Source organism: Nocardia sp. NPDC004654 (assembly GCF_040609595.1).
Lineage (GTDB): Bacteria > Actinomycetota > Actinomycetes > Mycobacteriales > Mycobacteriaceae > Nocardia.
Genome location: NZ_JBEXKI010000001.1, coordinates 663,891 through 685,438, shown reverse-complemented (window position 1 = coordinate 685,438; position 21,548 = coordinate 663,891). Strand labels below are relative to the sequence as shown.

At 69.9% G+C, this 21,548-nt stretch carries 18 protein-coding genes; 8 read left to right on the top strand and 10 right to left on the bottom strand.

Features of this window, described 5'->3' with window-relative positions:
• Nucleotides 1–35 precede the first annotated feature (35 nt).
• Nucleotides 36–1,262, bottom strand: a complete 1,227-nt coding sequence (locus tag ABZV58_RS03070; RefSeq protein WP_354998499.1) for an acyltransferase — start codon at nt 1,260–1,262, stop codon at nt 36–38.
• Between the two features lie 204 nt (nt 1,263–1,466).
• Between ABZV58_RS03070 and ABZV58_RS03065 the strand changes: the two genes are divergently transcribed.
• Entirely contained in the window at nt 1,467–2,621 is a 1,155-nt protein-coding gene (locus ABZV58_RS03065) for a DUF3068 domain-containing protein (RefSeq protein ID WP_354998498.1), read from the top strand.
• Between the two features lie 174 nt (nt 2,622–2,795).
• Here the strand turns inward: ABZV58_RS03065 and ABZV58_RS03060 are convergent, their stop codons facing one another.
• Nucleotides 2,796–3,953, bottom strand: coding sequence for a polysaccharide biosynthesis protein (locus ABZV58_RS03060; RefSeq protein ID WP_354998497.1), 1,158 nt, complete (start codon nt 3,951–3,953; stop codon nt 2,796–2,798).
• A gap of 465 nt (nt 3,954–4,418) precedes the next feature.
• Between ABZV58_RS03060 and ABZV58_RS03055 the strand changes: the two genes are divergently transcribed.
• Nucleotides 4,419–6,404, top strand: a complete 1,986-nt coding sequence (locus ABZV58_RS03055; protein ID WP_354999015.1) for a hypothetical protein — start codon at nt 4,419–4,421, stop codon at nt 6,402–6,404.
• 42 nt (nt 6,405–6,446) lie between these two features.
• On the opposite strand, the gene ABZV58_RS03050 is transcribed toward ABZV58_RS03055, so the two are convergent.
• On the bottom strand, nt 6,447–7,616 hold the full coding sequence (locus ABZV58_RS03050) for a glycosyltransferase family 4 protein (RefSeq protein WP_354998496.1): 1,170 nt from the start codon (nt 7,614–7,616) through the stop codon (nt 6,447–6,449).
• Between the two features lie 313 nt (nt 7,617–7,929).
• Here ABZV58_RS03050 and ABZV58_RS03045 point away from each other — a divergent pair, with 313 nt between their 5' ends.
• Nucleotides 7,930–8,064: a hypothetical protein gene (locus ABZV58_RS03045; protein ID WP_354998495.1), complete on the top strand. Its 135-nt coding sequence runs from the start codon at nt 7,930–7,932 to the stop codon at nt 8,062–8,064.
• A gap of 253 nt (nt 8,065–8,317) precedes the next feature.
• Complete coding sequence (locus tag ABZV58_RS03040) at nt 8,318–9,100, top strand: methyltransferase domain-containing protein (protein WP_354998494.1); 783 nt, start codon at nt 8,318–8,320, stop codon at nt 9,098–9,100.
• A 4-nt stretch (nt 9,101–9,104) separates the two neighbouring features.
• Here the strand turns inward: ABZV58_RS03040 and ABZV58_RS03035 are convergent, their stop codons facing one another.
• Nucleotides 9,105–9,401: a hypothetical protein gene (locus ABZV58_RS03035; protein ID WP_354998493.1), complete on the bottom strand. Its 297-nt coding sequence runs from the start codon at nt 9,399–9,401 to the stop codon at nt 9,105–9,107.
• A gap of 243 nt (nt 9,402–9,644) precedes the next feature.
• Here ABZV58_RS03035 and ABZV58_RS03030 point away from each other — a divergent pair, with 243 nt between their 5' ends.
• A complete protein-coding gene (locus tag ABZV58_RS03030) occupies nt 9,645–11,090 on the top strand; it encodes an aldehyde dehydrogenase (protein ID WP_354998492.1) in 1,446 nt (481 codons plus the stop codon).
• Between the two features lie 70 nt (nt 11,091–11,160).
• Here ABZV58_RS03030 and ABZV58_RS03025 read toward each other — a convergent pair whose 3' ends face one another.
• Both ABZV58_RS03025 and ABZV58_RS03020 read right to left on the bottom strand, forming a co-directional pair.
• Nucleotides 11,161–11,364: a hypothetical protein gene (locus ABZV58_RS03025; RefSeq protein ID WP_354998491.1), complete on the bottom strand. Its 204-nt coding sequence runs from the start codon at nt 11,362–11,364 to the stop codon at nt 11,161–11,163.
• Nucleotides 11,365–11,550: 186 nt separating this feature from the next.
• On the bottom strand, nt 11,551–12,504 hold the full coding sequence (locus ABZV58_RS03020) for a helix-turn-helix domain-containing protein (protein ID WP_354998490.1): 954 nt from the start codon (nt 12,502–12,504) through the stop codon (nt 11,551–11,553).
• 142 nt (nt 12,505–12,646) lie between these two features.
• Here ABZV58_RS03020 and ABZV58_RS03015 point away from each other — a divergent pair, with 142 nt between their 5' ends.
• Nucleotides 12,647–13,381 (top strand): phosphohydrolase, encoded by a 735-nt coding sequence (locus tag ABZV58_RS03015; RefSeq protein ID WP_354999014.1) that lies wholly within the window; start codon nt 12,647–12,649, stop codon nt 13,379–13,381.
• Between the two features lie 88 nt (nt 13,382–13,469).
• Here the strand turns inward: ABZV58_RS03015 and ABZV58_RS03010 are convergent, their stop codons facing one another.
• The 4 genes from ABZV58_RS03010 to ABZV58_RS02995 form a co-directional block, all read right to left on the bottom strand.
• Entirely contained in the window at nt 13,470–15,302 is a 1,833-nt protein-coding gene (locus ABZV58_RS03010; RefSeq protein WP_354998489.1) for a phosphoenolpyruvate carboxykinase (GTP), read from the bottom strand.
• 243 nt (nt 15,303–15,545) lie between these two features.
• Nucleotides 15,546–17,072, bottom strand: coding sequence for a hypothetical protein (locus ABZV58_RS03005; RefSeq protein WP_354998488.1), 1,527 nt, complete (start codon nt 17,070–17,072; stop codon nt 15,546–15,548).
• The gene (locus ABZV58_RS03000) at nt 17,059–18,198 is read right to left on the bottom strand and encodes a hypothetical protein (protein WP_354998487.1); all 1,140 of its coding nucleotides are present in this window, start codon (nt 18,196–18,198) and stop codon (nt 17,059–17,061) included. Before ABZV58_RS03000 ends, ABZV58_RS03005 begins: the two co-directional genes overlap by 14 nt.
• Before the next feature lie 74 nt (nt 18,199–18,272).
• The gene (locus tag ABZV58_RS02995) at nt 18,273–19,055 is read right to left on the bottom strand and encodes an SDR family oxidoreductase (protein ID WP_354998486.1); all 783 of its coding nucleotides are present in this window, start codon (nt 19,053–19,055) and stop codon (nt 18,273–18,275) included.
• 147 nt (nt 19,056–19,202) lie between these two features.
• Here ABZV58_RS02995 and ABZV58_RS02990 point away from each other — a divergent pair, with 147 nt between their 5' ends.
• Nucleotides 19,203–20,585: a lipase family protein gene (locus ABZV58_RS02990; RefSeq protein WP_354998485.1), complete on the top strand. Its 1,383-nt coding sequence runs from the start codon at nt 19,203–19,205 to the stop codon at nt 20,583–20,585.
• A gap of 59 nt (nt 20,586–20,644) precedes the next feature.
• A complete protein-coding gene (trmB, locus tag ABZV58_RS02985) occupies nt 20,645–21,454 on the top strand; it encodes a tRNA (guanosine(46)-N7)-methyltransferase TrmB (RefSeq protein WP_354998484.1) in 810 nt (269 codons plus the stop codon).
• Nucleotides 21,455–21,548 lie beyond the last annotated feature (94 nt).

Sequence of the window (21,548 nt, the reverse complement as noted above, 5' to 3'; positions counted from 1 at the left end):
CCATGCCGCGGCTCCGAGCCAGACACCGCCCAGCTTCAGGGCGCTCCGACCTGCGCCGGATCCGGCACACCCCGCGGACCGACCGGCCGCTCCTCCCCGGCATCCGCCCGCTCGGTCTTCCGACGATCCATCCGCCGAGCCAGCCGCCGCGACGGCTCCTCCACCAGCGCGTAGCTGGCCGCGGCGACGGGCAAGGTGATGGCGACGGTCAGGACGAGGACGTAGACGAAGTTCCCCCCGAACGGCAGGATGCCGAACACCGGGAAGACGATCGTCAGCACCGCGAGGTGCCAGAGGAAGATGCCGTAGGACCAGCGGCCCAGGGTCGCCGCGACGGAGGATTCCAGCCAGCGGTGCTTCCGATCGCCGAGCACCAGCGGCGCGAGCAGGCCGAATCCGATGATCGCGCCGAGGGCCATCTTCGCGGCGTACTGCCACGGTTCGGCGCGGGTGAGTCCCGCCGGTCCGCCGAAATCGGTGGACGAGAGCAGGAACGCGATCAGCGCGACGGACCACATCAGCAGCTGATTGCCCGCGATCCGCCGCCAGATTGATAGCGGATGCACATCATCGACTAATTCCGCGAGCAGCATGCCCGCCGCGAACCACGGCAGATACGCGGGCAGCCAGTTGTCGGCGTGAATCGCGTCCGGAGTCGGCACCGGCAGGAAATTCCAGCTCAGACTCACCAGGCCCAATGCCAGCACCGCGGGCGCTCGCCAACGCGCCGATTTCCCACGCAACCGGACGATCGTGAACGCCAACAGCGGCAGCACGAGATAGAACGCCACCTCGACCGAAAGGCTCCACATCTGGGTGAGCCCATCCGTCAGCGTCAGCGGCACGAAGACCTGCGTCAACGCCAAATTGGACGCCCATACCCGCCAGCCCGCGGTGTCGGCGGCGCTCGGCAGCAGAATCAGCACGAAGCAGACCACCGCCCAGTAGGCGGGCAGGATGCGCGCGGCGCGATGCCGCAGGTAGTAGCCGACCGATGGGGCAGTGCCGAGATCGCGGGCCGCCGTGGCGTGCGGGCGCCAGAGCAGGAAGCCGGAGAGCGCGAAGAACACCGCGACGGCCATGTCGAAGCGTTCCCAGATCCTGCCGAGCACCGGCATTCCCGTCGCGCCGGTTTGGAAGGCGACGTGCGTGAGCAGAACGCCCAGCGCCGCCATCCCGCGCATTCCTTCCAACGCGGGCACGAAGCCGCGCGTCCGCGCGGGATTCGCGGCCGCGGTTCGGGCGGCGAGGGTGGCGGTCATCGAGCTCCAGTCTGCCGGGGGAATTTTTCCAGGTGAGAACTACTCGTTTCACTTTTCGCGCTAAACTCGGGCGATTTCTGGTCGGATTCCGGCCTCGGCACCGCATGGTACGCCAAAGGACTGTTAGTGTCGGGGCTCACGAAGTGCCGCGGGCTGCCCGCAGTACTACGCACCGACCTGTGTTCTACGACGAGGAGTGTTTGCATGGCACTGAGTGCCGGTACCAGAAGGACGGTGGCCTGCCTGCTCGTGGGTCTCGGCGCGTTGCTTATCGTGATGGCGCTGATGATCCCGACTTACACCGTCGACAAACTGGCCAAGACTCCTCTCGATCTCGAGATCACCACCATCGCGAACAGTCAGCAGGGCTCGGAGAGCCTCGTGCTCGACTCCAGGTCGCTGACCGCGCCCGAAGGCGCGGCCAAGGTGGACTCCAACGTTCCGCTGATCTCGCAGCGGTTCGTCACGGTCGAAGAGCCTTCCGACGCCACGGAGATGACGATCCAAGCAGGTCAGACCCTTCGTCGCATCGACAAGCAGGGCGACACCGGCCTGCTCACCGCCGTCGTCGACCGGGTGACCATCGACCGCAAGACCGGCATGCCGGTCGACAAGGAGCCCAACGGCTCCATCGCGACCACGGTCAACAAGGAAGGCGAGAGCATCGCCGATCCCGTTCAGCACACCGGTCTGCAGTACCGCTTCCCGATCGGCACCGAGAAGAAGTCGTACCCGTACTTCGACCTCAACGCGCGCGCGACCTTCGACATCGACTTCGTCGAAGAGACCGAGATCAACAGCATGAAGGTCTACCACTTCCGGCAGACCGTCCCGGTCACCAACCTGTGGGACGTCGTGCAGGCGCCGACCAACCGCCTGTCGCTGCCCGCCGCCAAGTGGGGCCTCGAAGGTGAAGAGCCGGTCACCATGACCCGCTTCTACACCAACACCCGTGACCTGTGGGTCGAGCCGCAGACCGGCACCGTCATCAAGGGCGGCGAGCAGCTCCACATTTTCTACGCGCGCAGCGGCGACAAGCCGGACGTCACCGCGCTGAAGTCGAACATCGTCTTCGACGAGAACACCATCGAGTCGCAGATGTCGGTGGCTCAGGACAACATCGACCGTCTGTCGCTGTACGGCCGCATCATGCCGATCGTGCTGGGTGTGCTCGGCGTGATCCTGGCGATCGTCGGCGTGATCCTGGGTATTCGCGGCGGCAACGCGCCCGCCCCGGCCCGCCCGGTCCGCGGTGGCAACCTGCCGCCGAGGGGTTCGGCCGCTCCCCCGAGTGGTGGTGCGCCGCGCGGTGTGGACGACGCTCCGACCGAGCAGATCAACGTGAAGAAGAACCTCTGAGTTTCAGCGGTTGCGCGAACGGCTCCCCGGCCTGATCGGCCGGGGGGCCGTTTTCGTTCGCGAACACCGAATCCCGGCCGGTTCCGCTGGGCGAGTCGCCGAGCGCGAAGTTCGTGCATTGCCGAGTCCGTGGGATCGGAGCGACCCGGGCGCGCTCGATCGGGCGTCTCGGGCTCAGTCTGTCGCGGGCTGGGATTCGGCGGGCTGCGTGTGGGTGGCGGTGCGTAGGACGACGACTGCGACCACGAGCGTGGTGGCGGCGGCGACGGAGACGGCCGTGATGATGAGGGATGGGACCGAGCGGGCGAAGGAGACCATGAGGGTGACCTCGATGGCGAGGCCGAGCCAAGTGACGGCTGCCATGGCGGTGCGGTCGACTGCGATCGCGGAGAGCATGGCGCCCTGCAGCACCGCGAGGATGGCGCCGTGCAGGGCGAACAGCCAGAGCAGGCCTTGGATCGGCGCGTAGTCCTGGCCCGCGAGCAGCGGGGCGATCGGGGCGGCGAGGGCGGCGCACAGCACCGCGACGATGCCGATGGCGGAGAGCACGGCGAGAGCGTCGCGGATGGCGCGCGCGGAGTGGGTCGGCTGGGCCATTCGCGGATAGAGGACGACGCCCACCGCCTGCGGCAGCCAGAACGCGATCTTGGTGGCGATGGCGCCGAGTGCGTAGCGACTGGCGTCGACCTCGTCGAGGACCATCCGCACCACGATCAGGTCGGCCGACGACAGCGCCATCAGCGCGGCCTGCACCTGCGCGGCCCGCAGCACCGGGAGCACGCCGACGATGTGTCCGCCGGGTTCGTCCGCCGCCGTCGGCGCGCCGGCCAGCACACGCGCGAAGATCGCCGCCGCGACCAGTCCGAGCGCCGCCGCCCACAACGCCGCCCCGGCCCCGCCGCCGAGCGCGAGCACGACCAGCGCGGGCGCCACCCGCGCCACACCCGCCGAACCCAGGACCACCGCGAGCTCGCGGAAGCGCCTGCCGCCCTGCAAGATCCCCTGCTCGCCGGAGAGCAGGACCAGCGCGGGCGCGGCGCCCAGCGCACCGGCGCACGCGACCAAGCCTACGTCCAGCGCGACCGTCACCACGGGAACCAACAGCGCCGCCACCACCGCGACGATCAGCGCACACCGCCACTGCAATCCGCGCAGCGCCGACACCTCGGCCCCGCGCACCCGCTCGCGCGCCACCACGTTCTGCAACGCCAGCGCGGGCACGGCACACAGCAGCTGCACCGCGAGCAGACTCGCGAACTCGCTGTACCCGGTGACGCCGAGCCAGCGCCCCGCCAACAGTTGCAGCAGGTAACCGGCGACGTTGGCGGTCATCGCCCCCGCCGTGACCAACGTCAGGTCCGCCACCACAGGAGGACGACGAACCACAGACATCCCGCAATCGTCCCACCCAATCCGAAACATCTGCGCGCGGCCCTGGTGCGAGCGGCCCGACCCCCGCTCCCGTAGCCCTCCAGTCGCGCTGACCGTTCCTCGGACCGGGGCCTGCTGGGCTCGGCGAGCTGCTCGCGTCGTGCTGCACCTCGACCCTCCGATCGCTCGCTCCTTCGTGCGCCACGGAGCCGAAGACACTCGCGCGCCTTCCGAGTGCGGCGCGCGCCCGCCACCCTCGACGCCGAGCCGCACGCCGCACCCACCGTCGAACACTGCGGCTGCGGCGGCTCGGCCGACCCGCCGATTGCTTCGAAGCAGCCCGGCACGGTGCCGACAGGACGGGCGCGGGCGGGCGTCGTAGGGTTCTGGGTCGTGAGTGACGGCGGTGCGGGACTGCGGACGCGGATGGTCGCGGGCGGGTTCTGCGCGGTGCTCGTGGCGGTGATGGTGGGGCCGCTGTTCGGGCCCGGGTACCTGCTGTTGCGGGATGCGGTGAGCACCCCGCGGTCGTATCTCACCGAGTCGGCCCTAGGGCTCGGGGATTCCGCGCCGCGGGCGGTTCCGCAGGATGCGCTGCTTGCGGCGGTGTCGCCGCTGGTGGACGGCGGATTGATCGTGAAGGCCATCCTCGTTCTCGCGCTGTGGGCCGCCGGGTATGGGGCGGCGGTGCTGGTGCGGGAGTTGTCGCGCGCGCCGCTGCCCGCGCAGCTGGTCGCGGTGACGGTGACGCTGTGGAACCCGTACGTGGCCGAGCGGCTCTTGCAGGGGCACTGGAGTCTGCTCGCCGGTTACGCGGCGCTGCCGTGGACGGCGCTGGTGGCGTATCGGCTGCGGCTTGCGGCACAGCAGCGAACCGACGCGGCGACGGTGGGCGCGTGGGCCGGGCTGGCGGGCTGTTTCGCGGCGGCCGGGCTGACGCCGACCGGTGCGCTGCTCGCGGGCGTGACCGCGCTGGCGACGGTGCACCGTCGTCATCTCCTCGGCACGCTCGTCCTGTTGGCGGCGGCATCCGCTCCCTGGTTGACCGCGACGGCGCTGTCCGGCGCGGGCGCGGAGCCCTCCGACCCCGCGGGCATTCCAGCCTTCGCCGCGCGTGCCGAACCCGGGCTCGGCACGCTGGGCTCGCTGGCCGGTCTCGGCGGCATCTGGAACGGCGAAGCCGTGCCGGATTCGCGCACGACGCCGCTGGCACTGCTCGGCACCGTACTGCTGCTGGCGATCGTCGTCACCGGCGTCCGCGCTGTCGCCACCGTCGAGACCGGCGGACACGAGAGCCTGCGCATTCGTCGCGCCCTCTTGGCGCTGGCCGTCGCAGCCGTCGTGCTGCCCGCGCTCGCCGCGACCGGCGCGGGGATGGAGGCGATGGAGTGGTTGGTGGTCAATGTGCCTGGGGCGGGACTGCTTCGGGACACGCAGAAGTACGTCGCGCTGGCCGTGCCCGCCTACGCCCTGTGCGCGGCGGCGGGTTGCACCGCGCTCACCGCTCTCCTCAGTCGAGCGGAGGGTGTCGCCGAGGGGCTTGCCGAGCGAGGCGACGAAACAGCACCCGCACCAGACCCTGGCGAGCGGAACGGCAAAGCGTCCCAGCCAACCGACCCCCGCCATCCGAGCGGCGAAAACCTCTTGGCCGCAACACCCTCTGTAGATACAGGCATCGAGCCGACCACCGAAAGAGAACACACCGACCGGAGTGACGAAACCACGGGAACAGCAGGCCCTACCGAGCACCTGCGCGAAACACACTCGTCCGCAGCGGAACCGACCAAAATCCAACGCGGAACACTATTGACCGCGACGGCATTCATCGCGTTTCTCATCCTGCCCCTGTTCGACCTCTCCTGGGGCATCGGCAACGCCCTTCGCCCCGTGCACTATCCCCCCGCCTGGCACAACGTCGCTCGACTCATCACAACCCCCGGCGACATCGCAGTCCTCCCCGGCGGCATGTTCCGCAAATTCCCCTACTCCGGCACCGCTCCCGTCCTCGATCCCGCACCCCGCATGCTGCCCAACGACGTGCTGCAAACCGGCGAGCTCCCCGTGCGCGGCCGCACGGTATCCGGTGAAGGCACTCGTGCCCGTGATGTGGAAACCCTGCTTCTGCACGGCGGTTCGGCCCAGGATCTAGCGAGACTCGGCGTCGAATGGGTCTTGGTCGAACGCACCACCCCCGGCCCCCTCGGCGAATCCAAAACCACACTCGCCCAATTGGATCCGATCTATACCGACGACCAGCTCGCCCTCTACCGAGTCCCGGGCCCCGAAACCACCGCTTCGCCGCAGAACCACCGCGGAATCGCGATCGCCGCACACATCCTTTGGGCGACACTACTGATCGGCGGCCCCGCACTCGCCCTTGCCGCTCGACGCGCGTCCCGCGCGAAGACTTAGGCCCTGGCGCGCGACGTACCTATGCGCGCAGGGTGCGCAACCTCAATCTGTGGGCGCCGCAACCAATCCCGATACGTGGCCGCCGCGCGACACCGTCGCGAGCACCTCGTACACACCGTTCCCGGTCTGCTCCCAGGAGAACTCCCTGGCCCTCGCGCGCGCCTTCTCCCCCATCACGCCGCGCGCCGCGGAATCCTCGAGCAGGTCGCCGACGGCGGTGGTGAGCTGGGCGACGTCGTCGACGAGCAAGCCGGTGACGCCGTCGACGATGGAGTCGGTGAGTCCGCGGGAGCTGCGGTAGCCGACGGTGGGGACGCCGTGCTGGGCGGCCTCGATGACGGCCAGTCCCCAGCCTTCCTTGCGCGAGGGCAGGACGTGCACCCAGGCGCTGGCGAGGAGTTCGTGTTTGCGGCGTTCGTCGACGTGTCCGTGGAAGGTCACGGCGTCGTCGATGGCCAGCTCGCGGGCGGTGGCCTGGAGGTTCTCGGCCCACCAACCACCGCCGACGACATCGAGGCGCAGGCCGGGGATTCGGTCGCGCAGCCGGGCGACGGCCGTGAGCGCGTCTTCGATCTGCTTGTGCGGCACGAGCCGCGACAGCACCACCACGCGCGGTTCGGATGTACGGGTCGTCGCGGCGCCGGTCGGAGCGTCGGCGGGGACAGGTTCGGCCCCGTTGCGAACCACCGCGATGCGCGAGCGGTCGACGCCGAGGGTGGCCAGCTCCTCCGCCGAGGGCAGTGACACGGTCAGGTACTGGTTCTCGCGGTGCACCCGCGGCGATAGTCGCGATTCGATCCACCAGCCGATCCGCCCGACCAGCCGACCGGCGACCGGCCACTGCTCCCGATGCCCGTGGTGCACGAGCACCACCGAGGGTGCCTTGGTCGCGGTGGCCGCGAAGAACGGAATGCCGTTCTGAGTGTCGATCACCGCGTCGGGCCGCACCCCGCGCAGCGGTCCGATGCCGAACCGGCCGAGGACGATGGCGGCGAGCGCGCGCGGGTAGACGGTGTAGCGTCCGCCGCCGCGGCTGATGTCTATGCCGTCGACGTGCTCCCGCTTCGGCGCACCCGGGTAGCGGGCGGTGCGCAGCGTGACCTTGACCCCTCGGGCGGCGAGCTGCGCGCCGACCTGTTCCAGGTACCGTTCGCTGCCGCCGCCCTGCGGGTGCCCGGTGTCACGCCAGCAGAGTAGGAGGACTTCGCGCACGGTGGAGCTTCTCTCGGTCGGTGGGTCTCGCCGGGGGCCGACGGACATCGGGCTACACAATAACGGGCACAGGCGGACGAAGTGGGGTAATAGTCCGCGCACCGCCGGAGCGCATGCGAAGGTTCGCACAAGGTCATCGGTCAAGGGCCCTATCCGCCCATCCTGGCACGTCACCGCCGATTCGAAGCGATTTCCACGAATAAGTCTGAAACAGGCTCATTTCACAGCCTGATGTGGATACCCTCGCGCCACCCCCGCTTTTCAGGGGCAGGCCGGCCGAAGGCGGACCGGCCATCACGATGAGGAGAACACCATGAAAATCGCACGGACGAGGACCGGCGGCGGCACCGGAAACGGCGGCGACCTCGACGGTCTGCTCGGCATGATCCTGGCGCTGATCACGTCGTCCACCTCGACCGGAAGCGGCGCGAGCAGCGGCGTCGGCTGAGCCGCCCGAAGCGGTGGTCCGGTGCGCGCGGCGCCGGGCCGCCTTCGCGCCGCGCCAACCCCTGGCGCTACCGCAACCGTCCGACCCCGCGCCGCCACAGCCCGGCCACCCCGAGCGCGACCCACCTGCTGCCCTGCGACGACCAACCGACGGCCCGCCTCGGGACAACTCCGACGCCACCGCACCCGGCCGCCACCGAGCCTGAGCAAACCCACGAACCGGGCACGCGACGCCCTGTGCGAAACTCGGCGCCGTGCTGAGAGCCGAAATCACACCGTCCGACGCGCCCCGATTCGCGCGACGCGCGACGCTGCGCCGGTCGCTGCGACTACTCGGCAGCTTCCGCTTCGAACAGACCGACCCGGCGCGCTTCTACGGCGGTCTCGCCACCGACACCGCCGAGATGATCGGCGATTTCTACGCCGACATCGCCGGAGCGGACCTCGCGGGCACCACGATTCTGGACGTCGGCGGCGGCCCCGGCTATTTCGCGGACGAATTCGCCAAGACCGGCGCGCGCTACATTCCCGTCGAACCGGACCCCTCGGAGATGCACGCCGCGGGCCTTTCCGTCGCGGGCGCCGTGCGCGGCTCCGGCATGGCGTTGCCCTTCCGCGACAACGCGGTCGACATCTGCTTCTCCTCGAACGTCGCCGAGCACGTGCCGCAGCCGTGGGCGATGGCCGACGAGATGGTCAGGGTGACCCGCCCCGGCGGACTGATCGTGCTCTCCTACACCGTCTGGCTCGGCCCGTTCGGCGGACACGAGACCGGACCGTGGCACTACCTCGGCGGCGAGTACGCCGCCCGCCGGTACCGCCGCAAGCAGGGCAAGGAACCGAAGAACCGGTACGGGAAGTCGCTGTTCGCGGTCCGCGCCTCCGAGGGATTGCACTGGGCGGCAACGACTTCAGCCGACGTGCGCACGGTCTTCCCGCGCTATCACCCGCGTTGGGCCTGGTGGCTGGTGCGCGTGCCCGCGGTGCGCGAGCTGGCCGTCAGCAACCTCGTGGTTGTCGCGACGAAATCGGCCTGACCGACTACTGCTTCGCGAGCCAACCGCGGCGCCAGCGACGGCCGTACGGCCCGTCCTGCTCCCACGGCGATTCCTGAATGGCCAGCCCGACCGTCTCCAGGGTGGTCAGGCCGACCTGATCGGCGAGGATTCCGACGACGGCGACCGCCTCCGCGGCCTGCATCGCCGCCGTGGCCTGCTCGATCGTCAGCGTGCGACCCGGTAGAAAGGACACCACCCAACCGCCCGAGCCGACGCTCTTCGCCTGGTGTTCGGTCTGATCGCTGGTCATCAACGACCGGCCGATCACTTGCACCGCCATGACACGTTCACCCCAATTACGGTCTCGGATCAATGCCTGCTCGGCCGAAGCCGGTTCGGCCGGAAAACGCGGGAGGGAGCTGGTGAGTAGCTACAGCATCCACTGTCCAGCAACAGAACGCAATAGTGCGTTCTCGGCAAAAGCGAACCGACGGGTTGGAATTCGAGCAGGTCAGAGGGGTGCGCCGGGAATAAACTGAAACAGGTTACAGACAAGCGGGCGGCAAAATTGTAACGTGTTCTCATGCATTACGACAGCTTGTTCATCGGCGGCCGCTGGACCGCGCCAGCGGGCACCGAACGCCTTCAGGTCATCTCACCGGCCACGGTCGAGCCGGTGGGCAGCGTCCCCGTGGTGGAGCGGGCCGACGTCGACGCTGCCGTCGCCGCCGCGCGCCACGCCTTCGACCACGGACCGTGGCCCGCCACCCCGCCGCTCGAGCGCGCCGCGGTGCTCACCAGAGCCGCGCGCCTGATCGAGCAGCGTTCGGCCGATCTGCTCGCGACGCTCACCGCCGAGATGGGCGCGCCGCAGATGATCGCCATGACGCTCAACCAGATACCGGCCACCGCGGCACTGGACGCGTATGCCGCACTGGCGCAGACCTTTCCGTGGCAGGAGACGCGCGTCGGCGGCTTCGGCACCACGCGGGTCACGCGCGAACCGCGCGGCGTCGTCGCAGCCGTCACCGCGTGGAACGTGCCGCTGTTCCTCGCGGTCAACAAGCTCGCGCCCGCCCTGCTCGCGGGATGCACGGTGGTGCTCAAGCCGGCTCCGCTCACCCCGCTGACCGCCAACATGGTCGCCGACATCTTCACCGAGGCCGGTCTGCCCGAAGGCGTGCTCTCGGTGCTGCCCGCGGATGCCGAGGTCGCCGAGTACCTGGTCTCCCATCCCGGGGTCGACAAGCTCACCTTCACCGGCAGCACCGCGGTCGGCCGCAAGATCGGCGCCATCGCCACCGGACAGCTCAAGAGCGTCTCGCTGGAACTCGGCGGCAAGTCCGCGGCGATTTTGTTGCCGGACATGGATCTCGCTGCGAGCATCCCGATGCTCGCGTTCTCGGGTCTGATGAACAGCGGCCAAGGCTGTGTCGCACAGACCAGGATCCTCGCCCCGCGTAGCCGCTACGACGAGATCCTCGACGCGCTCGTCGAGCACGTGCGCACCCAGAAGACCGGCGACCCCACCGACCCGTCCGTCCAATTCGGCCCGCTCATCTCCGAGCGCCAGCGCGAACGCGTCGAGGGCTACATCGCCAAGGGCAAGGCCGAGGGCGCGCGCCTGGTGCTCGGCGGCGGACGGCCCGCCGATCTGGACCGCGGCTGGTTCGTCGAACCGACGATCTTCGCCGACGTCGACAACAAGTCGACCATCGCGCAGGAGGAGATCTTCGGCCCGGTGCTCTCGGTGATCCCCTACGAGACGGAGGACGAGGCGATCGCCATCGCCAACGATTCGGCGTACGGCCTGGCCGGTTCGGTGTGGACCACCGACATCGAGCACGGCGCCGAGATCGCCGCGCGAGTGCGCACCGGGACCTACGCGATCAACTGGTACGCCTTCGATCCGACCTCGCCGTTCGGCGGCTACAAGAACTCCGGCCTCGGCCGCGAGAACGGTCCCGAGGGACTCGACGCGTTCTGCGAGCAGAAGTCGCTGCTGATGCCGCTCGGCTGGACCGGTTAGGCGTCCTCCGCCTGCGCTCCGGCCGGATTCGACCGGTGACACGGGGGCGAGCCACTCGGCTCGCCCCCGGTCAGTTGTCGGGCATCACGACCCGCAACGCCGCCGTGTCCTCCGGACCCGGCCGCATATGTTTGTCGACGACTTCGACCCGCCAGCCGGGCGGCAGCGCCTCCTGCAACCGTCCCGCGGCGCGGCGCAGTGGCGTGCTCGCCGCCGCCAACTCGACGCCGGTCACCAACGGGATTTCGGACGCGTCCCACTCCAGATCGGTCATGCTCCAACCACCTCTCACGCGTCTGTGCGTCGCTCGCCCGGGGCGCCGGGGCCGCGACGGCGATAGGGAAGTAGTTCCTCCGTTCGGCTCGCCAAAGCATCGGCGCGCCGAACGGTTGTGAAGCCGATATCGAAGTCAGGATAGGCCAGCACCGGCAAACCTCTCGCACCCGGGTGGAGCGAGCGATCAGCGGCGCAGCGAACGGCGATATCCGGCGGGTGTCGCGCCGGTCGCGGCGCGCAGATGGGTGCGCAATGCCGTGACGCTGCCGAAACCAGCTTGCGCCGCAACGACTTCCACGGGCAGATCGGTGGTCTCCAGCAATTCGCGCGCCCGCGCGGTGCGCTGCGCCTCCAGCCAGCGCCGCGGCGTCGCGCCGACCTCGGCCTTGAAGCGCCGGATGAAAGTCCGCTCGCTCATCAGGGCATGTCGAGCCAGCGCCGAAACATCCGGGGCCGCAGCGAGATTCGCGGCGGCCCAGGCCAAGGTCGCGGCCAGCCCCGACGTACCGGCGCCGGAACGCCCCAGCGCGTCCGGAATATATTGCGCCTGACCACCTTCCCGGTGCGGCGGCGTCACGTTCCACCGCGCGAGTTCGGCCGCGAAGCCCGCGCCGAGTTCGCGGCGCACCAGGTGCAGGCACAGGTCGAGGCCCGCGGACAGACCGGCGGAGGTGAGCACATCGCCGTCGTCCACATACAGCGCGCCGGGGTCGAGCCGGACCGCCGGGAACAGCTCGGCGAACTCCGCGCAATACGCCCAGTGCGTGGTCGCGGGCCGCCCGTCCAGCAGGCCCGCCCCGGCCAGCACGAAGGCGCCGACGCAGATGCTCACCATGGTCGCGCCGCGCTCGGCCGCCGCCCGCAGCGCGTCGACCACCTCGGGCGACGGAGGCAGGGTCGGCAGCCCGATGCCTGGGACGACCACGATCTCGGCCTCGTCGAGCAGCTCCAAGCCGTGGTCGACGCGCAGGTCGAAGCCGTTGGGCGTCCACACCGGTCCCGGGCGCACACCGCAGGTCCGCATCTCGAAGCCGCGACCCTCCCCGGTCTTGCCGGGTCCGTGCCGGAAGGCCTGGACCGCGCAGGCGAGGTCGTAGGTCATGACGCCGTCCAAGGCGAGGGCGACCACCTGTTTCACGCCTTCAGTTTGGCATGAATCGGAGCATTGCTGTCATTCACGCCACTGGTTGCGGCATCGGACGGCCGGTTCACTGAAAGTCGTCGAGACGAAGGAGGTCGGCGTGCGTGCGCCAGCAGAAGACAACCGAGCGCCAGCGGGCATGGACTGGAACTGGGCCACGAAAACGGGTGGCGCGCTGACCGGCCGCCAGCGCCGGCAGCTCACCGGCAAGCTGGCCACAGCCCTGCCGGGCATCATCGCGGGGCAGGTCCGACTCGCCCTCGGCCGCCGCGGCGCGGGCCGCGTCGATTTCACCGACCTGCGACTCCCCGACTCCCGGCTGGCCCGAGCCGCGGAAAACGAAGCGCGCGAATGCCTTACACCGCACGTCCTCGAACACTCCTACCGGAGCTACTTCTTCGGACGCGCACTCGCCGAACTCGACGGCGTCCGCTACGACGACGAACTGGCCTACGTGTCGTGCCTGCTACACGACCTGAACCTCGAACACCCCACGCCGGGAAAATGTTTCGCGGTCACGGGCGCGGAGCGCGCGGTCGGGTTCGCCGAAGGAGCAGGCGCGACACCCGAACAGGCGCAGACCATCGGCGCCGCCATCGCCGCCCACCTGACCATCGGCGTCGCCGACCGGCCGGACGACCTGGGTCTGGTCTCCGCGGGCGCGGGCGTCGACGTGCTCGGTCTGCGCATGGCCGACCTCGCCCCCGACTGGGTGGCCGAACTACTGCACCGCCATCCCCGCCACGACTTCAAGCGCCACATGATCGCGGCACTGCGTGCCGAGGCAACCGCCGTTCCCGACGGCCGCGCCAAATGGCTGCTCTCCGTAGCCCAATTCGCGCCACTGATCCGGCTGGCACCGTTCCCGGAGTAGCAGGTTCGCACCGAGCAGGCACAATCGCCCGCGCCGAAAAACGCGATCGCCCGCACCGAAAGACGGTGCGGGCGATCGCGAAAGAGAATCAGCCCAGGCGCTGCTTGAGCGCCTCGAACTCGTCGCGCACGCCCGAAGGCAGCTTGTCGCCGACGAACTCGAACCACTCCTCGATCAGCGGGATCTCCTTGCGCCACTCCTCGGCGCTCACCGCGAGCGCCTCGTCGACGTCGGCGGGATCCACGTCCAGGCCGTCCAGATCCATCTGCGCCGCGGTCGGCACGTGGCCGATGGCGGTCTCCTCGGCCTGCGCGGAACCCTCGATCCGGCCGATGATCCACTCCAGCACGCGGGAGTTCTCACCGAAGCCGGGCCACAGGAAGCGGCCGTCGGCGCCGCGACGGAACCAGTTGACGTAGAAGATCTTCGGCAGCTTGGCCGCGTCGGCGTTCTTGCCGACGTTGATCCAGTGGCCCAGGTAGTCGCCCACGTGGTAGCCCATGAACGGCAGCATGGCCATCGGGTCGCGGCGCACGGTGCCGACCTTGCCCTCGGCCGCGGCGGTCTGCTCGGAGGAGAGCGTCGCGCCCATGAACACGCCGTGCTGCCAGTCGAAGGACTCGGTGACCAGCGGGACGGTGGTCTTGCGGCGGCCGCCGAACAGGATCGCCGAGATCGGCACACCCTGCGGGTCGTCCCACTCGGGGGCCAGGATCGGGCACTGCGACATCGGGGTGCAGTAGCGCGAGTTCGGGTGGGCGGCCAGCGTCTCCGTCTCGCGGTGGTACCAGTCGTTGCCCTTCCAGTCGATCAGGTGATCGGGCTCGCCTTCCAGGCCCTCCCACCAGACATCGTTGTGGTCGGTGAGCGCGACGTTGGTGTAGACGGTGTTGCCCGCCTCGATGGTCGCCATCGCGTTCGGGTTCGACTGGCGGTTGGTGCCCGGCGCGACGCCGAAGAAGCCGAACTCCGGGTTGACCGCGTACAGGCGGCCGTCCTTGCCGAAACGCATCCAGGCGATGTCGTCGCCGAGGGTCTCCGCGCGCCAGCCGGGAACGGTCGGCTGGATCATCGCGAGGTTGGTCTTACCGCAGGCGCTGGGGAACGCCGCGGCGATGTAGTAGGCCTTGTTCTCCGGGGAGATCAGCTTGAGGATCAGCATGTGCTCGGCCAGCCAGCCCTCGTCGTGCGCCATGGCCGAGGCGATGCGCAGCGAGTAGCACTTCTTGCCTAGCAGCGCGTTGCCGCCGTAGCCGGAGCCGTAGGACCAGATCTCGCGGTCCTCGGGGAAGTGGGTGATGTACTTGGTGTCGTTGCACGGCCACGGCACGTCTTCCTGGCCCTCGGCCAGCGGCGCGCCGACGGAGTGCAGGGCCTTGACGAACGGCTTGTCGGCGCCCAGCTTCTCCAGGGCGGCGGTGCCCATGCGGGTCATCACGCGCATCGACACGACGACGTACTCGGAGTCGGTGAGCTCCACGCCCAGCTTGGGGTCCTCGGCGCCGAGCGGGCCCATGCAGAACGGCACCACGTACAGGGTGCGGCCCTTCATCGAGCCGCGGTACAGCTCGGTCATGGTGGCGCGCATCTCGGTGGGGTCGACCCAGTTGTTCGTCGGGCCCGCGTCGGCCTCGGTCTTGGAACAGATGTAGGTGCGGGACTCGACCCTGGCCACATCCGTCGGGTCGGAGAGGGCGAGGAAGGAGTTCGGCTTCTTCTTCTCGTCCAGCTTCTTGAAGGTGCCTGCGGCCACGAGCTGGTCGGTCAGCCGTTCCCACTCCTCATCGGAACCGTCCGCCCAGACCACGCGGTCCGGCTGAGTGAGTTCGGCGACTTCTTGTACCCAGGCGAGTAGTTCGCTGTGCTCGGTCGGCGCCTGGCCGTCGGATCCACGAAGACCAGGAATGGTCGCTGAGGTCATGAAAACTCTCCTGAGATGGGCGGCGGTTCCGATGCTTCGCCGCCTGGCCCAAGGCCCATGACCAGCGCGAACACACCGAGTGCCACCGTTGGCGGGAAGGCAACCCGCTACGACCAGTCGAAAGCGCGCCCCGGCTGGACGGCGGACGAGGACGAAGCGGACGCCCAGGTTCCTGCTTAGAGGTTAACGCGGTGTGACGATCGGTACGGAATCGGGTTCCTAACTAACTACCCATTCGGTTGCCTATTCAACAGGCACGATGTGCCGATCGAGGATGGTGATATCGCGTTCACAGGCCGCCAGCTGGCCCGGCTGCTCGGCCGCGGCGCGACGAATCCGCGCCTCGAGTTCGGCCACCCGGCGGTCGGTCTCGACGATCCGCGCGGCGCTCGCGCGCACCACGCGATCGGCCAGTTCGGTCTCCGCCTCCACCAGCGCGGTCGCAACCCGCTGTTCTAGCTGGGCTTTTACGTTGACGAGCGCGTCGGCGATCCACTGCCGCACGTGCGCGCGGTCGGCGACCTGCCGTCGCGCCCGCACCACCCACCAGGCGACGAGCGCGCCGAGCAGCAAGGTGACGGGGATGCTCGTCACATCCAGCGCCGGGACCAGCGACAGCGGCGCGACGAGCAGCCTGCCGAGGCCGACGCCCGCCGAAGCACCCAGCGCGATCATGAGGTGATCTTCGACACCCCGGTGCCTCGGCTCCGGGTCGGGGCCGACCCGCGGCGCCGGGTCCCGCCTGCGGTGCGGCGAGAGGTCGGCGCGGCCCGCGCCGTCCAGCCGGTGCGCCAGCTCGGCGAGCCGGTGCTCGATGCTCGCGTCCACCGCGCCGGTCAGCTCGGTCACGGACTGTTGCAGCCGGTCGGGGTAGTCGCCGAGTTCGGCGGGACGCAGCCGGTCCAGCTCGGTGCGCGCGGCGGTGTGCAGCGCCCTGACGTGTCCGCCGACCTCGGTCATCAGGTCGACCCGCGCGAGGTGCAGCTGGCCGCGCAACGTCGACATGGCCGTGGCACGGCCGCCGTCGCGGCCCGCGAGCAGCGTGGCGCGCTCCTCGCGCCAGCGCGCCGGTTCCGCGCCCGAGCGCAGTGCGGCGACCTGCTCGACGACCCGCTTCCTGGTGTCGGTGAGCACCCGGGCGAGCACGGCGCTCAGCCGCTCGCCGCCGGACGCCTCCGCGCCCGCCGCCGCGGCGGTCAGCTCGGCGTGCAGCGCGGTCAGGCCGGAGCGGTCGATCAGTCCGGCGTCGCCGCCGGTGCGTCCGGCGACCGCGAGGCGCGCCGAGACCGGGAGGATGTCGAGATCGTCGAAGCCCTGCCCGGCGAGCAGTTCGAGATTGTGCGAACGCACCGTGCGCCAGTCCTGGTAGGCGTGCACGCCGTTCATGACGAGCAGGATCTTGGTGCCGTCGGCCCGCAGGCCCCGCACGACGTCGAGGGTGTCGGTGCCGAGGCTGGTGCCCGCGTCGAGCAGGATCAGCGCCACGCCCGATGGCGCGCCGCCCGCGGGGGCGGTGGATTCGACGGCCGCGTTCGCGTCGGTCATGGGATCGGTGAGATCGATGCGGGGTTCGAAACGCGCCAGCTCAGTGCGCAAGAGGGTGGTGTTGGCGTCGTCGGGTCCGATCAGGGCGACCGTCGAGGCGGTTCCCGCGCCTCGCACCGCCTTCAGCAGCGCCATGCCCTGCGGGTTCCAGCGCGCGACCACCGCCTCCACGTCCGACGACAGCGGTTCCGGCGGCGCCGGATCCGGTCGATCAGAGTCCGGCACTGCTCATTCGCTCCCATAGTCGGATGTATCCGTTGTGCACCCGCAGCGCCGAGCGGCGCGCCACCGGCGGCATGTCGCTGGCGACCACGGCGCGCCAGCGGGCCGCCCTGTTCAGCGCGTCGTCGGCGTCGGCGGGCGCGGGCGACGGGTAACCCGCGGCGAGGTGCGCGACCGAGGGATTCGCCAGCCCGGCGCACAAGGCCAGCCACATCGCGTCGTCGCCGTAGAGGTAGTCCTCGAGGATGTCCCTCGCCGGTCCGGCCTCGCCGGGGACCGCGCGGGCGGCCAGCCGGGCCAGCTCGTCGAGCAGCTCGCCGCCGCGCAACGCGGAGACCTGTTCGTAGCGGCGGTGCAGCAGCCGGTGCAGCGCGTCGATGCCGCTCGCGGCGTGCAGCAGTTGCAGGATCGCGTGCGGGCTCAGCTCGGGATCGTGACGCAGGGCGCTCAGCGCGCAGGTGACGCCGTAGAGCTCCCAGCGATGCAGCAACTGCTCGCGTTCGGCGACGTCGGGGCCCGCGGTCGGCGAGACGAACAGGTCCGGCGAGAGCGTCAAGGCGGGGTCCGCGTCGGCGGCGAGCCTGCGCAACGTCGCCATGTCGGCGTCGGTGACGGCGCCCGCCCTCGTGCGCACCGCGAGCGCGGCGACCACCGGCAGCGTGAGAATGCCCAGCTCCTTGGTGTACTGGTCGGCTGCGGCCACCGCGTCGCCCCAGCGCGAGCCGATCGCGTCGGCCTTGTTCAACACCACCACGGTGCGCTCGGGCGGCAGCTCGGCGAGCACCCGGCGATCGGCCGGCAGCGGCGCGCCCGCGAGCACGTAGACGACGATGTCGGCGTCGAGCACCGGATCGGGCGCGCCCGGCTCGTCCACCGGACCGGTCTCCGCCGCCGACATCAGCGCGAGCGCTTGCAGCACCGTGGTCCGGCCCGCGTGCGCGCGCCCGGTCACCTGGATGCGCGGTGGCCTGCGCCAGGCGTTGACGGCACTGTTGGCGTGATGACCGATCGCGGCGGCCCGGCCGCCCACCGACTGCAGATCGACGAGAAGCCGATCCAGCTGGTCCTGTTCGCGCGTGGGAACTCCCCGCTCACGCATCTGCCCGTTGAATTCGGTGGCCGTCGGCATGGCTGCACACCCCCTTGTCGACGCGCAATTCTGTCAGACATACGCGGTTCTGTCAGATACAGCGCCGCTACCGGTCAGGAGCCCGCGAAGTATTTGTTGGCCGCGCGAACCGCCCAGCTCGGGGCGTACTTCGCCGCGGCGGCGAGCAGCTTCGCCTGGGTACCGATCTCGTAGTGCACCCTGGGCAGCCGCGGACGTTTGCTCGTCGCCTCCCAGATGCCGTCGGCGACGTCGTCGGCGGTCAGCCGCACGCCGAGCGACTTCGTCGTCCCGGTGCTCATGCCGTCCACCATCGCCGTCGCCACGAACAGCGGCCAGACCGCGATCACCCGGATGTCGTGCCGCGACCATTCGAGATCCAATGCCTCCGTGAGGCTTTTGACCGCCGACTTGGTCGCGCCGTAGCTGGCGAGTTCGGGCTGACCGTAGATCGCCGACGCCGAGCAGAGATTCACCACCTGGGCGCCCCTGGTGTCGCGCAGGTACGGGAAGGCGTGGTGCATGCCCGCCAGCACGCCGCCCAGGTTCACGTCCATGATCGTCTGATGGGTGCCGAGGTCGATGTCCTCGAAACGGCCCGCGCGCAGGATGCCCGCGTTGTTGATCAGGATGTCCAGCCTGCCCGTCGCCTCGTGGAACTCGGCGAGCCGCTCGGTCCAGTGCGTGTTGTTCGTCACATCCAGCACCCCGGTGCGCACCCTGCCACCTGCGGCGTTGATGTCCGAGGCGAGCCGGGAGAGTCCGACCTCGTCGATGTCGTAGGCCCCGACGTGGTACCCGTGCCCAGCGAAAAGCAGTGCCGTGGCCCGGCCGATACCGGCCGCCGCACCGGTGATGAACACGGTCGGTGAACTCATGACGGCAGTCTAGTGCCGCCGTCGACCCCTGTTACCAGGGTTCACACAGATGGCGGGCGTCACTTACTCTGCACTTGTGGTCGGCACCATAGTTGGTGCGCAGCTTCGCTTTTCGAGCGGGTGCGACGGCCCGTCGAGGAGGTTGCGATGACCGTCGACGCCATCGGTGTTGTCGACAGCGAAACGGGGCCCGTCGGCCACCGGTCGACCCGCGGCGCGCAGGCGCTGCTGCCCGGCGACAAGCCGCTGTTGCCGAGCGCGGACCCGTTCTACCGGGCGCCGCGCGGATTCGCCTCTCGGCCACCGGGGACCATCCTGCGTAGTCGCGCCATCGACCTCGCCCTTTTCGGCCTTGTGCCACAACAGGTTTCGGCTTGGCAGTTGCTCTACCGCAGCAACGATCTGCACGGTTCGCCCGAGGTGGCGGTGACCACCGTGCTGCTGCCCGACGGCGCCGACCCGTCCGAGGACCGTCCGCTGCTCGCCTTTCAGACCGCCATGGACGCGGTCACCGAGAAGTGTTCGCCGTCCTACGCGTTGCGCCGCGGCTCCCGCGCGATCGGCGCGGTCACCCAGCTGGAGTGGCTGCTGGTCGCCAACGCGCTGCGCCGCGGCTGGGCGGTCTCGATCGCCGACCACGAGGGACCGCACGGCAACTTCGGCGCGCCGCGCGAACCCGGCTATCGCGTGCTCGACGGCCTCCGCGCGGCGCTGCACTTCGCACCGCTCGGCCTGCACGGCGACACCCCGATCGGCGTCTGGGGCTATTCCGGGGGCGGTATGGCCAGCTCCTGGGTGGTGGAGATGGCGCCGACCTACGCGCCGGAGCTGAACATCGCGGGCGCGGTGCTCGGCGCGCCGGTCGGCGATCCCGAGCAGGTGTTCACCCGGCTCAACGGCGGCCACTTCGCGGGTCTGCCCGCCATCGTCATCGCCGCGCTGCACCGGCTCTACCCGGCCCTCGGCGCGGTGATCGACGAGGAACTCACCGACGAAGGGCTCCGTTTCGTCGCCACGGCCGAGACCTCGACGCCGCTGGGCGCGATCCTCGCGCTCGCGGGCAAGAAAATGGACGACTTCCTGCGGCGCCCGCTCGCGGAGATCCTCGCGGCGCCCGCGTTCCAAGACATGTTCGACGACCTGCGCCTCGGCAACTCCACCCCCACCTGCCCGCTGCTGGTGCTGCAACCCGTGCACGACCAGGTCATCCACATGGACGGCGTGGACGGCCAGGTCGCCCGCTACCGCAAGGGCGGCGCGAAGGTCACCTACGTGCGCGACCGGCTCAGCGAACACTTCTCCATGCTGCCGATGGCCACCCCGATCAGCCTGGCCTGGCTCGCGGACCGGCTGGCGGGCGAGCCGCCGACGGGTGATTCGGACACCACCGTGTGGTCGGTGCTCGCCTCCCCGACCGGCCTGCGTGGACTGCTGGAAATGGCGAGCACAACGGTGAAGGTCGTGCTCGGGCGGCCACTGCGGCAGGAGACCCCCACCGCACCGAGGATCGTCGCCGAAGTCGCGGCCTGACCTCGCGATGACCGCGCGGCCGGGGTTCGATTGCCGTGCTGTTCGCCGGATGCTGGACAATGGACGCCGTGAACGACGCCGCCAACCACACTGTCGAGTCGGTTCCGGGCAGGCCGTCCACAGCGTCGGCCCCGCTCGAAGCAGGCAGACGATCGCCGACCGGCTCCCGCCTGTACCCGCGGGTGACGAGCTTCCGCTCGCGCCGGGGCGCGCTGACCCCGAACCAGCAGGGCGCCTGGGATCGTATGTGGCCGCAGATCGGCCGCGAGGTCTCCGACGCGCCGCTGGACGCCGCCGCCTGGTTCGGACGGGAGGCCCCGCTCGTCATCGAGATCGGCTGTGGCACAGGGACTGCCACCGCCGAGATGGCGCAGGCCGAGCCGCACCTGAACCTGATCGGGATCGAGGTGTACCAGCCGGGTCTGGCCCAGCTGGTGCAGCGCATCGAACGCGAGGGCATCGACAACATCCGATTGCTGCGCGGCGACGCCGTCGACGTGCTCGAGCACATGATTGCTGAGCAGTCGCTGACCGGCGTCCGCGTGTTCTTCCCCGATCCGTGGCCGAAGGCGAGACATCACAAGCGGCGCCTGCTGCAGCCCGCCACCCTCGCGCTCATCGCGAGCAGGCTCCGACCGGGCGGTGTGTTGCATGTCGCGACCGACCACGCGGGTTACGCGGAACACATCGCCGAAGTCGGCGCCGCGGAACCGCTGCTCATCGGCCTCAACGAGGTCACGGGCGGTGTCAGCGCGGACAACAGGGCGACCGCTCCGATCGGCTTCGACCGCCCCGTCACCAAGTTCGAAGGCAAGGCACATCGAGCGGGAAGCGCCATCACCGAGTTCATATGGGGCAAGATCGAATGATGAGCGAGCGCAGCGAGCGACCCATTAGCTCAGTCGTCACGGCAATCCCGGTACGAAGCCTCCCGGAGGTATCGGGCAGGCCGGAGCCGAGAGT

Excerpts from the sequence above, each read along its gene's own strand:
- ABZV58_RS03045 (WP_354998495.1), top strand. The coding sequence starts at position 7,930 with ATGAAAATCGCACGGACGAGGACCGGCGGCGGCACCGGAAACGGCGGC.
- ABZV58_RS02995 (WP_354998486.1), bottom strand. The coding sequence starts at position 19,055 with ATGAGTTCACCGACCGTGTTCATCACCGGTGCGGCGGCCGGTATCGGC.
- ABZV58_RS03010 (WP_354998489.1), bottom strand. The coding sequence starts at position 15,302 with ATGACCTCAGCGACCATTCCTGGTCTTCGTGGATCCGACGGCCAGGCG.
- ABZV58_RS03070 (WP_354998499.1), bottom strand. The coding sequence starts at position 1,262 with ATGACCGCCACCCTCGCCGCCCGAACCGCGGCCGCGAATCCCGCGCGG.
- ABZV58_RS03035 (WP_354998493.1), bottom strand. The coding sequence starts at position 9,401 with ATGGCGGTGCAAGTGATCGGCCGGTCGTTGATGACCAGCGATCAGACC.
- ABZV58_RS03030 (WP_354998492.1), top strand. The coding sequence starts at position 9,645 with ATGCATTACGACAGCTTGTTCATCGGCGGCCGCTGGACCGCGCCAGCG.
- ABZV58_RS02990 (WP_354998485.1), top strand. The coding sequence starts at position 19,203 with ATGACCGTCGACGCCATCGGTGTTGTCGACAGCGAAACGGGGCCCGTC.
- trmB (WP_354998484.1), top strand. The coding sequence starts at position 20,645 with ATGGACGCCGTGAACGACGCCGCCAACCACACTGTCGAGTCGGTTCCG.
- ABZV58_RS03060 (WP_354998497.1), bottom strand. The coding sequence starts at position 3,953 with ATGACCGCCAACGTCGCCGGTTACCTGCTGCAACTGTTGGCGGGGCGC.
- ABZV58_RS03055 (WP_354999015.1), top strand. The coding sequence starts at position 4,419 with ATGGTCGCGGGCGGGTTCTGCGCGGTGCTCGTGGCGGTGATGGTGGGG.
- ABZV58_RS03000 (WP_354998487.1), bottom strand. The coding sequence starts at position 18,198 with ATGCCGACGGCCACCGAATTCAACGGGCAGATGCGTGAGCGGGGAGTT.
- ABZV58_RS03015 (WP_354999014.1), top strand. The coding sequence starts at position 12,647 with ATGGACTGGAACTGGGCCACGAAAACGGGTGGCGCGCTGACCGGCCGC.
- ABZV58_RS03065 (WP_354998498.1), top strand. The coding sequence starts at position 1,467 with ATGGCACTGAGTGCCGGTACCAGAAGGACGGTGGCCTGCCTGCTCGTG.
- ABZV58_RS03025 (WP_354998491.1), bottom strand. The coding sequence starts at position 11,364 with ATGACCGATCTGGAGTGGGACGCGTCCGAAATCCCGTTGGTGACCGGC.